The following is a 12,888-nucleotide window of genomic DNA, read 5'->3' on the forward strand; positions in this document are numbered from 1 at the left end:
CCATCACCATGATGCACTGGAGCTTGCCACCATGACCGCCGCCTGCCTGATGACCACGTATCAACCCTTGGCCCTGAGCTTCACCCGTGGCCTGGGCACGCGCCTGTGGGACCAGCAGGGCCGTGAATACCTCGACGCGGTGGCTGGTGTGGCGGTGACCAATGTCGGGCATTCCCACCCTCGGCTGGTGACGGCGATCAGTGAACAGGCGGGCCTGTTGCTGCACACCTCCAACCTCTACAGCATTGATTGGCAGCAACGGCTGGCCCAGCGCCTGGCCCAGTTGTCCGGCCTGGACCGTGCGTTCTTCAACAACTCCGGCGCCGAAGCCAACGAAACAGCGCTGAAACTCGCACGGCTGCACGGCTGGAAAAAAGGCATCGAAGAACCGCTGGTGGTCGTGATGGAGAATGCGTTTCACGGGCGCACCCTCGGCACCATGGCGGCCAGCGACGGGCCGTCGGTGCGCCTGGGGTTTCAGCGCTTGCCGGGGGATTTTCTCAAGGTCGGGTTTGGCGACCTGGCAGCGCTGGAAGCCATCACGCAACACTTCGGCCCGCGCATTGCCGCGGTGCTGCTGGAACCGATCCAGGGCGAAAGTGGCGTGCTGCCAGCGCCGCCTGGCTACCTGAAAGCCCTGCGCGAGCATTGCACGCGCCACGGTTGGCTGATGATGCTCGATGAGATCCAGACCGGCATCGGCCGCACCGGCGCCTGGTTTGCGTTCCAGCATGAAGGCATCGTGCCGGACGTGATGACGCTGGCCAAAGGCCTTGGCAATGGCGTGCCCATCGGCGCCTGCCTGGCCCGGTCCGCGGTGGCCCAGCTGTTCACACCCGGCAGCCACGGCAGCACATTCGGCGGCAACCCGCTGGCCTGCCGCGTGGGCTGCACGGTGCTGGACATTATTGAAGAGCAAGGCTTGCTGCAGAACGCCGCGCAACAGGGCGAGCGGCTGTTGGCACGGCTGCGTGTGGAGTTAAGCGAGCACCCGCAGGTGCTGGCGATTCGCGGGCAAGGCCTGATGGTTGGGATCGAACTGGCACAGCCTTATCGCGATCTGGCCTACCGCGCAGCGCACGAGCATGGGCTTTTGATCAATGTGACGCGCGGCAAGATCATCCGCCTGTTGCCGCCGCTGACGCTGGAGGCCAAGGAGGTGGAGATGATCGTAAGGGCCATCGCCCGCCTGCTGGATTGAACCCCGATCAAAATGTGGGAGCTGGCTGGCCTGCGATAGCATCACCTCGGTCTGACATTAAGACCGAAGCGCTTGCATCGCAGGCAAGCCAGCTCCCACACAAGTCCACATTGAATCGGTGTGACTTTCACAGATCTGGGCCATTGAGCCACTCCTGATTCATGGTTTCGGTATCGCCTAGGTACTCCAGCAACCAACTCATCGCCGGCGACAACTTGCTCTGCGCCCAGGCCACGCACGACGGGCTGGCCGGGAACGGCCGGCGCAATTGCAGCGCGACCAGCTCGCCGCGTTCGATCCACGGCAACACCTGATGCGCCGGCGCCATGCCGACGCACAGGCCATCGCGCAGGCAATCAAGCGCAGAGGACCAGTTGGGCACCACCAGCCGGCGTTGGTTATCCAGGGTCCAGGTGTCACGCTTGGGCAGGTTGCGCGAGGTGTCGGTCATGCACAGCGACGCGAACGGCCGCAGTTGATCGTCACTGAGCAAGCCGTCCAGCGCCGCCAGCGGATGCTTGGCGCTGACCACACACAGCCAGTTCAGCAGGCCCATGTCGCGAAAGGTGAAGTGGCTGGCCACCGGCACCGCACTGGTGGCGCCGATCACAATGTCGGTGCGTTCATCGGCCAGGGCATCCCATACGCCGTTGTACACCTCGTACTCCAACAGCAATTCCACCTCGGGAAACTGCCGATAGAAGTCCAGCACCAGCTGCCGACAGCGCTGGGGTTTGACGATGGAGTCCACCGCAACCTTCAATTGGCCGCTCCAGCCATTCGCCACCTGCTGGCACAAACGCCGTGTACCGAGCATTTTTTTCATCACGCCGCGGGCTTCGTCTATAAATAGACGGCCGGCCGGGGTCAGTTCCACGTCTCGATGGCGACGCACAAACAGCGGCACCGCCAGCCATTCCTCGAGCTGACGCACCGTATAGCTGATGGCCGAAGGTACGCGGTGCAGTTCCTGGGCGGCCGCACTGAAGCTGCCGTGGCGCGCCACGGCATCCACCACATCCAGCGAGTATTCGGACCACATGATGGTTGCCTTCAAAATATTTGATAGAGGTGTCCAATTATTATCGCTTCACACCCACACTGTCAGCTTCATAATGGGCGCCAGTCAGCAAATAGTTTGATGGCAAGATCAGCAAGGCTTCAATGAAAAATTCTTTTGGTTTCACGTGGTACCTGGCGGGGCTGAGCATGCTCGGTTATCTCGCCATGGATATGTACTTGCCGGCGTTCGGCGCCATGGGCGAGCAGTTGCAGATCAGTGCGGGCGCCGTGGGCGCGAGCTTGAGTATTTTCCTCGCCGGTTTTGCGGTAGGGCAGTTGTTGTGGGGGCCGTTGTCCGACCGCCTCGGGCGCAAGCCGGTACTGCTGGCGGGCCTGAGCCTGTTTGTAGTGGGTTGCCTGGGCATGTTCTGGGTCGAGACCTCGCCGCAACTGCTGGCGTTGCGTTTTATGCAGGCGATTGGCGTGTGTTCTGCGGCGGTGAGCTGGCAGGCGCTGGTGATCGACCGATACCCGGCCGACAAGGCGCATCGCGTGTTCGCCAGCATCATGCCGCTGATGTCGCTGTCACCGGCCCTGGCGCCGTTGCTGGGCGCCATGGTGTTGAATCACTTCGGTTGGCAGACGATCTTCGGTGTACTGCTGGGCGTGTCGCTGCTGTTGCTGCTGCCGACGTTGTTCCTGCGCAAAATGCCGAAACGTCGGGCAGAGGAGGGCGAGCCTTCGCGCCTCGGTTATGGGCAGTTGCTGACCTCTCGCGTGTTCACCGGCAACGTGATGATCTTCGCTGCCTGCTCGGCCAGTTTCTTTGCCTGGCTGACAGCCTCGCCCTTCATCCTGGGCGACATGGGTTACAGCCCGAATGACATCGGCCTGAGCTACGTGCTGCCGACGTTGGCGTTTCTAATTGGTGGTTACAGCTGCCGCAGCGCCTTGCAGCGCTATCAGGGCAAAACCCTGCTGCCCTGGTTGCTGGTGGCTTATTGCATCAGCATGGTTGCGTTGTACCTGGTTGCCACGTTGACCGTGCCCACCCTGACCACCTTGCTGATTCCGTTCTGCCTGATGGCGCTGGTCAACGGCGCCAGCTACCCGATTGTGGTGGCGAATGCGCTGATGCCGTTTGCGGAAAATTCCGGCAAGGCGGCGGCGCTGCAAAACACCTTGCAACTGGGGCTGTGCTTTCTCAGCAGCCTGCTGGTGTCGTCGATGATTGACCAGCCGCTGTTGATTACGGTGATTGTGATGCTGGCGACTGCGCCGTTGGCGGTGTTGGGTTATTGGTTGGCACGGCCGAAGACGGACAATTCGGAACTGGCAAACGCTTAAATCTGAAATGGGATCAAAAATGTGGGAGCTGGCTTGCCTGCGATGGCATCGACTCGGTGATGCTGAAGTACCGAGGTGTCTGCATCGCAGGCAAGCCAGCTCCCACAGTTGATTGGGTTTCTTCAGTGGCTAGAAGGTAACTTCCATATTCACTGTCGGCGTTGACGTCCGGGTCCCCCGGCCGCCGTCCACGCCGAATTTGTTGTGCCAGTACTCGTAACCCACGCCGAGATACAGGTTCGGCTTCACACTTTTACCCGGCCGTACCGCGACCATCAGCGCGGTGCGCATCAGCGTTTCTGGCGCGGTGTCGCGGCCATGGTAGTCCTCGCCTTTCTCCCCGACGTAATTGATAAAACCCTGGAATTTCGCCGCATGGTTGGCGATGTCGAACGGGCGCATCCACGTCAGGTTGAGCATGTAGGTGTCGTCAAACGTATGGTTTGACTCCTGCGCGCCGGGGATGCCGGTGTGGTTCTTTTCCTTGTAGTACATCAGGCTCAGGTCCAACACACCGACCGTGTTGAACTTCAACGTCGGGCCAATCACCACTGCGCGCTTTTTGGCTGAGGCGACGTTGTTGTTGCGGTTGGCATCAAAGCCCAGCGTCAGCGCGTAATCCTTGATCAGCCCGGTGCCGAGCGGCACATCAAACACCCGCGAGGCATACAGTTGATGCCGGTAAACGGCATAGACCTCACTGCCGCCATGGTCGGTGCCCTTGCGCGGGTCGTGGCTGTCGGACAGGAACACATCCAGGTTCAGGTAGTTGCTGCCGTATTGGTAGCCACTGGCGTGGGTGAAGCTGTAGATGCGTTTGCTGAAGTCATCGGGGTTATTCGGATTGGTGAAGTGTTGGCCGTAGCGAAATCCTACGCTGTTGTTCATCCATTCCACCGCGACGGCCTCCCCACCGCCGAGGAGGGTCAATGCAACGGTTGCGCCCTGTAATGCCTTTTTCATTGTTTTAGGTCCTTTGGCGTTCTGGCTCATGACGGCCGATTTGTTTTTGTAACGCCGATGGAGGGTATCTTGTTCGATTGATTGTATACAACTCTATGGACATACAGTCCAAACATTGCATACAGTGCTCGCACAACAAAAACAGAGAACCCCTCACCATGACTATCCCGAAGGCGTTACCGCAGCGGCCAGAAGATGAGAATCTTGGCGCCGCCGCCAACATGGCTTACGGCCTGCAGCATGTGCTCACCATGTACGGCGGCATCGTTGCCGTGCCGTTGATCGTCGGCCAGGCGGCCGGTTTATCGCCGGCGGATATCGGCCTGTTGATCGCCGCGTCGCTGTTTGCCGGTGGCCTGGCCACGCTGTTGCAGACCCTCGGTCTGCCATTTTTTGGCTGCCAGCTGCCGCTGGTGCAGGGCGTGTCCTTTGCCGGTGTGGCAACCATGGTGGCGATAGTCGGCAGTGATGGCGCCGGCGGGATACCGGCGATTCTCGGCGCGGTGATGGCCGCGTCGTTTATCGGTTTGCTGATCACGCCGGTGTTCTCACGGATCACCAAGTTTTTTCCGCCGTTGGTCACCGGCATTGTGATCACCACCATTGGCCTCACGCTGATGCCGGTGGCGGCACGCTGGGCCATGGGCGGCAACAGCCGCGCGGCGGACTTCGGCAGCATGGCCAATATCGGCCTCGCGGCGTTGACCCTGGTGCTGGTGTTGCTGCTGAGCAAGATCGGCAGCGCGACAATTTCGCGGCTGTCGATTCTGTTGGCGATGGTGATCGGCACGGTGATCGCGGTGTTTCTGGGCATGGCGGATTTCTCCGGTGTGGCCCAGGGGCCAATGTTCGGCTTCCCCACGCCGTTCCATTTCGGCATGCCGACCTTTCAGGTGGCGGCAATCATTTCCATGTGCATCGTGGTGATGGTCACCCTGGTGGAAACCTCGGCGGACATCCTCGCGGTGGGCGAGATCATCGACACCAAGGTCGATTCCAAGCGCCTGGGTAATGGCTTGCGCGCCGACATGCTGTCGAGCATGTTCGCGCCGATCTTCGGTTCATTCACCCAAAGCGCGTTCGCCCAGAACGTCGGCCTGGTGGCGGTGACCGGGGTAAAGAGCCGCTTTGTGGTGGCCACGGGCGGGGTGTTTCTGGTGGTGCTGGGGCTGTTGCCGTTTATGGGCCGGGTGATCGCGGCCGTGCCGACGTCGGTGCTCGGCGGCGCCGGGATCGTGCTGTTCGGCACTGTGGCGGCGAGTGGTATTCGCACGCTGTCCAAGGTGGATTACCGCAACAACATGAACCTGATCATCGTGGCCACGTCTATCGGCTTCGGCATGATCCCCATCGCTGCGCCGAACTTCTACGACCACTTCCCAACCTGGTTCGCGACCATTTTCCACTCGGGCATCAGCTCGTCGGCGATCATGGCGATCCTGTTGAACCTGGCGTTCAACCACTTCACTGCGGGTAACTCGGACCAGCAGTCGGTGTTCGTGGCGGGGACTGAGCGCAGCTTGTGCTTCCACGATGTGGCGGCATTGCGCGACGGGGATTACTTCAGCGGCGGCAAGTTGTTTGATGCCGACGGGAGAGAGATTCCGCTGGTGCCGGATGCGCCCAGGAAGGCCGTAAAACCTGAAACCACCGCAGTCTGAAACTGTAGGAGCGGGCTTGCTCGCGAATGCCGTGGATCAGTCGAACCCTTCATTGACTGACACACAGCATTCGCGAGCAAGCCCGCTCCCACAGGGGAAGTTAGCCCGCCTTGAGGACGTTGTGCGGCACTGAGCACACCTCATCCAGAAACTTCACCACGGTCCCCATGCACGCCTGGCGCTCTTCCACGTGGGGCATGTGGCTGGAATCTTCAAACAGCGCCCAGCGCACGTTCGCGATCTCATCCAGAAACGGCTTGACCACCAGCGGCGTCGCTTCGTCGTGTCGGCCGGAAATCACCAGGGTCGGCACATTGATCGCCGACAGGCGGCCAATCACATTCCAGTCCTTGAGGCTGCCAATCACGTGAAACTCGGTCGGGCCGCTCATGGCGTGGTACACCGTCGGGTCGGCGTCCACCGCTGCGAAGGTGCGGGCCACTTCTTCCGGCCACGGGATGACGCGGCACACGTGGTGGTCGTAAAAAATCCGTGAGGCGGCGAGGTATTCCGGGTCCTGGTAGGTGCCGGCCTGTTCGTGTTTGAGCAGGGTTTCATGCACGCCTTCAGGCAGCAGTTTGCGCAGGCGGTTGGCCTCGCTGACCCACGTGCGCATGCAGGTGGGCGAGTTGGCCGGGATAAACGCGCGCAAGCCCTTGGGCTGCAGAATCGCGTGCTCGCTGCCGAGCATGCCGCCCCAGGACTGCCCGAGGATCGCGTAGTTGTCGCTGATCTGCAGGTGGTCCAGCAGGTTGTTCAACTCTTCAAGGAACAGGCCAATGGTCCAGAACGACGGGTCTTTGTCCGGCAAGTGGGTGGAGCGTCCATTGCCCAGTTGGTCGTAGTGAATCACCGCATGGCCGCTGGCAGCCACGTCTTTAAAGGCGTCGACATAGTCATGGGTGCAGCCGGGGCCGCCGTGGATGATCACCAACGGTGTACGGCCGGTGGTCAGGTCGCCAGTGACGCGGTACCAGGTCTGGTAGGCGCCGAATGCCGCATAACCTTCGCGCACTTTCTCGATGAAGTCCATTTCGTACCCTGCTCTGAAAAAAAGGATCAGGGCTACGATAGTCCGCACGTGAAGTTTAAGTAACTAGCAAAACAGCTAGGTTTTGCCCACGGGTCAGTCTTCCAGCAAGCGGTAATGCGTGGCGCGAACCACCGCCTGCACGCGGTTCTTGGCCCCCAACTTGTGCATCGCCGAGGCCAGGTGCAGGGTGACCACCGCCAGCGAGCGGCTCAACTGGGTGGCGATTTCGGCAGCGGTCAGGCCGTCGGCAGCCCATTTCAGGCATTCACGCTCGCGTTTGGTAAGGTGAATATGCGGGTAAGTGCGCAGTTCTTTGCTGAACAGCGGGTAGGCCGCTTCCTGCAGGGCATGGGTAATCAGGCTGAAATCCGCCAGGGTCTGCTGCGCATCCTTCAACACTGTACTGGCCTTGCCGGTGCGCAAACCGGTCAGTGACGCGAAACCGCCGCGGGGCAGGTGAATCGGCACGCTGACGCCGCAGGTCAGTTGGCGTTCATGCAGGTAAGAGGACACGGGAGCGTGGCAGGGGTCGATGATTTTTTGCAGCACGGTCTGGGCTTTTGCCTCGTAGGACCATACGAACGGGGACACCGTGCTCAGGGCCAGGTGTTGCACCGGGTCGATCTGGTAAAACCCTTCGCTGCACCATAACGCATGCCAGTCGGGCGGCGTGTTGCGCAGCTCCAGCACCGAGGGCGTGATCAGCGAGCCGTCCTGGTCGATGGGCACCGGCGTGTAGTCGTACACCAGCGCGTCGAAGCCCAGTTGCTGGGCCAGGATAAAGGTATTGTCCATCTGCTCATCCAGGCTCCTGCCCGGCATCAGACGATTATTGAAGGCAGTCAGCCTGGTCAGCATCCGTTCTGCTCCCGAATTCATTTGAATCTCGACTTGCGGCAAGTAGAATGCCACGCCCCGGCGAAGGACTGCCAGGCCAAACCTATAAGAAATACTAGGTTATGGACGCACGGCATCCTCGGTAGTGTTGGCCAGATTAACGGCCGCTACCTGCCAGGCCGATACAACACAAGGAATGTATGCATGTGGCGTGAAGTTGCCCCCGACCAGCAGTACAACGTGCAAGTCGACGGCCATAACCTCGTGGTCTACAGCTTTGGCGCTGGCGATGAGGTGCTCTTGTGTCTCAATGGCGGCCCGGGCCTGCCGTGTGACTACTTGCGCGACGCCCATGGCTGGCTCAAAGAGCATAACCTGCGAGTGGTTGCATTCGACCAGCTTGGCACCGGCGCATCAGCCAGACCGACTGATGTTTCTTTGTGGGAAATCAGCCGTTATGTCGAAGAAGTCGAAACCGTGCGCAAGGCCCTCGACCTGGGCCGCGTGCACCTGCTCGGGCATTCCTGGGGCGGCTGGCTGGGCATCGAGTACGCCATCCATTACCCCGATGCGCTGAAAAGCCTGATCCTCGAAAATACCGTCGGCGACATTCCGCACCTGTCCCAGGAACTCGAACGCCTGCGCGGCGCCCTCGGCAGCGAAACCGTGGCCATGATGCAGCGTCATGAAGCCATGGGCACTCTGGACCACCCGCAGTACCAGGCCGCCATCACCTTGCTTAATTACCGCCACGTCTGCCGCCTGGACGAATGGCCAGACCCGGTCAAACGCTCGCTCGGCGACTGGAACATGGGCCCGTACGAAACCATGCAAGGCCCCAACGAATTCCTCTATATCGGTAACCTCAAGGACTGGAACCGCATCCCCGAGATGGCCGAGTTCAAGATGCCGATCCTGATCACCACTGGCCAGCACGATGAGCTCACGCCCGCCTGCGCCCATCGCATGAAGCTGGCCGCCAGGCATGCCGAGTTGCACGTGTTCCCCAACAGCAGCCACATGCCTTTTTATGAGGAGCCCCACGCGTACTTCCCGGTGCTGCTGGACTTCCTCGCGCGCCACCGGGCTGACGGATGAACCTGGCGCGCTACCGTTTTGTGCTGTCCCGGCCGCTGCAATTGCTGCCGGTGCTGTTTGGCATCAGCCTGATCACCTTTGTGCTGGTGCGCTCGATCCCGGGCGACCCGGCCCGGGCCTTGCTCGGCTCGCGCAGTACGCCGGATGCCTTGTTGAAAATCCGCGCCCAATACGGCCTGGATCAGCCGTTGTGGCTGCAATACTTCTACTTCCTGAAGAACCTGCTCAAGGGCGACCTCGGCCAATCGCTGCTGTACAAAGTCGATGCCTTGAAGCTGATCGTCACCCGCATCGAGCCGACCCTGGTGCTGGTGCTTGGTAGCGTGCTGCTGGCGCTGTTGATTGCGCTGCCGCTGGCGACATGGGCGGCGCGCAATAAAGGCGGCTGGGCGGACAACCTGATCCGCGTGTTCACCACCGTCGGCCTGGGCATGCCGGCGTTCTGGCTGGGCTTGATGTTGATTCTGTTGCTGAGTGTGAAGTGGGGCCTGTTCCCGGTGTCTGGCTACGGCCGCACCTGGCTGGACAAGGCCCACCATATGCTGCTGCCGTGCCTGACCATCGCCCTGGCGCTGTCGGCGGTGCTGGTGCGCAACCTGCGCGCGAGCATGCTGATGGAGTTGCAGGCCGATCACGTCACCGCCGCGCGGGCGCGCGGGCTGTCGGAGGCCGCCGTGTTCCGTCGGCATGTGTTGCCCAATTCGCTGGTGCCGGCGGTCAACCTGCTGGCGGTGAACATCGGCTGGCTGATCAGCGGCACGGTGGTGATCGAGAGCCTGTTCGCCATTCCCGGTATTGGCCAATTGCTGGTGCGCGGCATTTTCACCCGTGACTACATGGTGGTGCAGGGCGTGGCCATGGTGCTGGCCTGTGCGACGGTGGTGGTCAACTTCGTCGCCGATGTGGTGACGGTCGCCCTCGACCCACGGGTGAACATGCAATGAGCAGCCGCCCACTGATTGCCCCGTGGCGTTTGCGCCTGCGTTTCGGGTTTCGCAATGGCCGGCTGACGGCGGCGTGGGGCCTGCTGATCCTGCTGGTGTGGTTGGCCCTGGCGCTGTTTGCACCGTGGGTCGCACCGTTTGACCCGATCGCGCAGAACACTAACATCAGTTTGCTCGGACCTAGCCTGGCGCACCCGTTCGGCACGGATAACTACGGGCGGGACATCCTTTCGCGGGTGATCTGGGGCGCGCGCATCGACCTGCAACTGGCCATTGTCGGGGTAATTTTCCCGTTCATGATCGGCACCTTCATCGGCGCGGTTTCCGGCTACATCGGTGGGCGCTTCGACAGCTTCTGCATGCGCGTGATCGACGTGATCCTGGCATTCCCGTTTCTTGTGCTGATGCTGGCGATCATGGCGATTCTCGGCCCAGGCTTGAAAAGCTTTTATATCGCCATGGCGCTGGTGGGCTGGGTGTCGTATGCGCGGCTGATCCGCTCGCAGATCCTGGTGCTCAAGGAAAGCGAGTTTGCGCTGGCCGCCAAAAGCCTGGGCTTTGGCCATGGGCGCATTCTGTTCCGGCATTTGCTGCCCAATGCCATGTTCGGTTCGATTGTGTTTTCCATGTCTGACGCCGTGCTGGTGCTGCTCAATGGCGCCGCCGTGAGTTACCTGGGCCTGGGCGTGCAACCGCCGACCGCCGAGTGGGGCACGATGGTGGCCGAAGGGCAGGCGTTTATCACCACGGCCTGGTGGATTTGCACCTTTCCGGGCCTGGCCATCGTCACGCTGGCCATGGGCTTCAGCCTGCTCGCCGATGGCGTGGCGCAAGTGTTGGGGGATCGCGCATGAGCCTGCTGCAAGTGCGTGACCTCAGCGTGATCGCCAACAATGCCGGGCACGATGTCACCTTGGTCGACCGCGTGTCCTTTGACTTGGCCGAGGGTGAAATCCTCGGCCTGGTGGGCGAGAGTGGCTCGGGCAAGACCCTGACCTGTCGCGGGTTGATGCGCCTGCTGCCATCGCCCAACTTGCGCGTGCAAGGCGCTGCTGTGCGCCTGGCCGGGCAGGATCTTCTGACGCTGGACGATGCCGGCATGCGCGCCGTGCGCGGCGGGCAACTGGGCATGATCTTCCAGAACCCCAGCAGCCACCTGGACCCGTTGATGCGCATCGGCGAGCAGATCGCCGAGGGCATTCGCCTGCACCAGGGCGCGTCGAAAAAAGACGCGCGCCTGCAAGCCATCGACGTGCTGCGCCAGGTCGGCATTCCCGATCCCAAGGCGCGGGTCGACAACTACCCCCACGAGTTTTCCGGTGGCATGCGTCAGCGCGCGATGATCGCTGTGGCGCTGGGCTGCAACCCGAAAGTGCTGATTGCCGACGAGCCGACCACCGCCCTTGATGTCACCGTGCAGGCGCAGATCCTGCGCCTGTTACTGGAGCTGCGCGACCAGCGCGGCCTGTCGATCATCATGATCACCCACGACCTCGGTGTGGTGGCGCAAACCTGTGATTCCATCGCGGTGATGTACGCCGGGCGCCTGTGCGAGCACGGCAGCAAATACGAGTTGCTGGCCAACCCGCAACACCCGTACACCGCCGGCCTGATTGATTGCCAGCCCGCCCACAGCAGTGGGCACGCGTTGCTGCGCACGATTCCCGGCCAGCCGCCGTTGCTGGACGCACTGCCGCAAGGGTGTCGCTTCAACCCGCGCTGTGCGCAGGCGGGCGCCTTGTGCACGCAGTTGTTGCCGGAAGGCGCGCGGGTGGCGTGTCACTATCCCTTGGGAGACCGATCATGAGCCTGTTGCAGATCAAGGATCTTGAGGTGCGTTTCGCAGCGTCCGGTACCGGTGTGTTCGGCCTGAATAAACAGTGGGTGAGGGCGGTCAATGGTGTCTCGCTGAACCTGGCCGCCGGTGAAACCCTGGGGCTGGTGGGCGAGTCCGGCAGCGGCAAGAGCACGCTCGGCCGGGCGATTCTGCACCTCAACCCGATCAGCGCTGGCCAAGTGCTGTTCGATGGCGTGGACATGGCCCACGGCAGCGCTATTGATATCGCCCGCCTGCGCCATGAAACCGCGATGATCTTCCAGGACCCGTACGCCGCGCTGAACCCGCGCCACACCATCGGCGAAACCCTTGCCGAAGTGTTGCGCGTGCAGCGCAAAGTCGCGCCGCAGCAGATACCGGCCCGCGTGAATGAACTGCTCGATCTGGTCGGCCTGCGCCCCGAATTGGCCAGTCGCAAACCCGGCTCTCTAAGCGGCGGTCAGTGCCAGCGTGTGGGTATCGCGCGGGCGCTGGCGGTGGAACCGCGCTTGATCATCGCCGATGAATGCGTGGCGGCGCTGGATGTGTCGATCCAGGGCCAGATCATCAACCTGTTGCTGGAACTGCAGCAGCGCATGAACCTGGCGATCCTGTTTATCGCCCATGACCTGGCCATCGTGCGGCGCCTGTGCGACCGCGTCGCCGTGATGTACCTGGGCAAAATCGTCGAGGAAGGCCCGGTGGAAGCGGTGTTTACCGCACCGCGCCATCCGTACACGGCGGCGCTGATCGAGGCGATCCCCGAGATCGATCCGCATCGGCCGTTGCCTGCAGAACCTTTGCCCGGTGAGCCACCGAGCCCGCTGAATTTGCCCACAGGCTGTGCCTTTCACCCGCGTTGCCGGTACGCCCGAACGATGTGTTCCGTGGTGTTGCCGCCGACGCATTTCCTGCACGAGCATCGATACAGTTGCGTGCTTGAAGCGCCATTAACCCTTTCTGCCGTCCTAAACAAGGAGTTATGA

Annotated in this window: 12 protein-coding genes; 8 read left to right on the forward strand and 4 right to left on the reverse strand. The window is 61.7% G+C overall.

Translation table 11 applies throughout. The annotated features are described in order from the left end of the window. The first annotated feature begins 31 nt into the window (after nucleotides 1-31). A complete protein-coding gene (locus tag AB5I78_RS08560) occupies nucleotides 32-1,201 on the forward strand; it encodes an aspartate aminotransferase family protein (protein ID WP_369300592.1) in 1,170 nt (389 codons plus the stop codon). A gap of 127 nt (nucleotides 1,202-1,328) precedes the next feature. On the opposite strand, the gene punR is transcribed toward AB5I78_RS08560, so the two are convergent. Continuing rightward, a complete protein-coding gene (gene punR / locus AB5I78_RS08565) occupies nucleotides 1,329-2,243 on the reverse strand; it encodes a DNA-binding transcriptional activator PunR (protein ID WP_145163111.1) in 915 nt (304 codons plus the stop codon). Between the two features lie 122 nt (nucleotides 2,244-2,365). Here punR and punC point away from each other — a divergent pair, with 122 nt between their 5' ends. Then, nucleotides 2,366-3,550 (forward strand): purine nucleoside transporter PunC, encoded by a 1,185-nt coding sequence (punC, locus tag AB5I78_RS08570; protein WP_369300591.1) that lies wholly within the window; start codon nucleotides 2,366-2,368, stop codon nucleotides 3,548-3,550. Nucleotides 3,551-3,679: 129 nt separating this feature from the next. Here the strand turns inward: punC and AB5I78_RS08575 are convergent, their stop codons facing one another. Further along, on the reverse strand, nucleotides 3,680-4,513 hold the full coding sequence (locus AB5I78_RS08575) for a nucleoside-binding protein (protein ID WP_369300590.1): 834 nt from the start codon (nucleotides 4,511-4,513) through the stop codon (nucleotides 3,680-3,682). A gap of 158 nt (nucleotides 4,514-4,671) precedes the next feature. Between AB5I78_RS08575 and AB5I78_RS08580 the strand changes: the two genes are divergently transcribed. Beyond that, entirely contained in the window at nucleotides 4,672-6,174 is a 1,503-nt protein-coding gene (locus AB5I78_RS08580; protein WP_369300588.1) for a nucleobase:cation symporter-2 family protein, read from the forward strand. 100 nt (nucleotides 6,175-6,274) lie between these two features. Here the strand turns inward: AB5I78_RS08580 and AB5I78_RS08585 are convergent, their stop codons facing one another. Together AB5I78_RS08585 and AB5I78_RS08590 are read right to left on the reverse strand one after the other, a co-directional pair. Continuing rightward, a complete protein-coding gene (locus tag AB5I78_RS08585; RefSeq protein ID WP_369300587.1) occupies nucleotides 6,275-7,207 on the reverse strand; it encodes a proline iminopeptidase-family hydrolase in 933 nt (310 codons plus the stop codon). A 93-nt stretch (nucleotides 7,208-7,300) separates the two neighbouring features. Continuing rightward, nucleotides 7,301-8,065: a LuxR family transcriptional regulator gene (locus AB5I78_RS08590; RefSeq protein ID WP_369300586.1), complete on the reverse strand. Its 765-nt coding sequence runs from the start codon at nucleotides 8,063-8,065 to the stop codon at nucleotides 7,301-7,303. 183 nt (nucleotides 8,066-8,248) lie between these two features. On the opposite strand from AB5I78_RS08590, the gene AB5I78_RS08595 reads away from it, so the two are divergent. From AB5I78_RS08595 to AB5I78_RS08615, 5 genes are read left to right on the forward strand one after another with little or no spacing between them, the layout of a single operon-like run. Further along, nucleotides 8,249-9,142 (forward strand): proline iminopeptidase-family hydrolase, encoded by an 894-nt coding sequence (locus AB5I78_RS08595; RefSeq protein ID WP_370004349.1) that lies wholly within the window; start codon nucleotides 8,249-8,251, stop codon nucleotides 9,140-9,142. Continuing rightward, nucleotides 9,139-10,086: an ABC transporter permease gene (locus AB5I78_RS08600; protein ID WP_145163125.1), complete on the forward strand. Its 948-nt coding sequence runs from the start codon at nucleotides 9,139-9,141 to the stop codon at nucleotides 10,084-10,086. Before AB5I78_RS08595 ends, AB5I78_RS08600 begins: the two co-directional genes overlap by 4 nt. Next, nucleotides 10,083-10,940 (forward strand): ABC transporter permease, encoded by an 858-nt coding sequence (locus AB5I78_RS08605; RefSeq protein ID WP_369300583.1) that lies wholly within the window; start codon nucleotides 10,083-10,085, stop codon nucleotides 10,938-10,940. The genes AB5I78_RS08600 and AB5I78_RS08605 overlap by 4 nt, the downstream gene beginning before the upstream one ends. Then, the gene (locus tag AB5I78_RS08610) at nucleotides 10,937-11,893 is read left to right on the forward strand and encodes an ABC transporter ATP-binding protein (protein WP_369300582.1); all 957 of its coding nucleotides are present in this window, start codon (nucleotides 10,937-10,939) and stop codon (nucleotides 11,891-11,893) included. The genes AB5I78_RS08605 and AB5I78_RS08610 overlap by 4 nt, the downstream gene beginning before the upstream one ends. Then, nucleotides 11,890-12,888 (forward strand): ABC transporter ATP-binding protein, encoded by a 999-nt coding sequence (locus tag AB5I78_RS08615; protein ID WP_262207572.1) that lies wholly within the window; start codon nucleotides 11,890-11,892, stop codon nucleotides 12,886-12,888. Before AB5I78_RS08610 ends, AB5I78_RS08615 begins: the two co-directional genes overlap by 4 nt.

The organism is Pseudomonas sp. N2-3-1-14, assembly GCF_041228395.1.
GTDB lineage: Bacteria > Pseudomonadota > Gammaproteobacteria > Pseudomonadales > Pseudomonadaceae > Aquipseudomonas.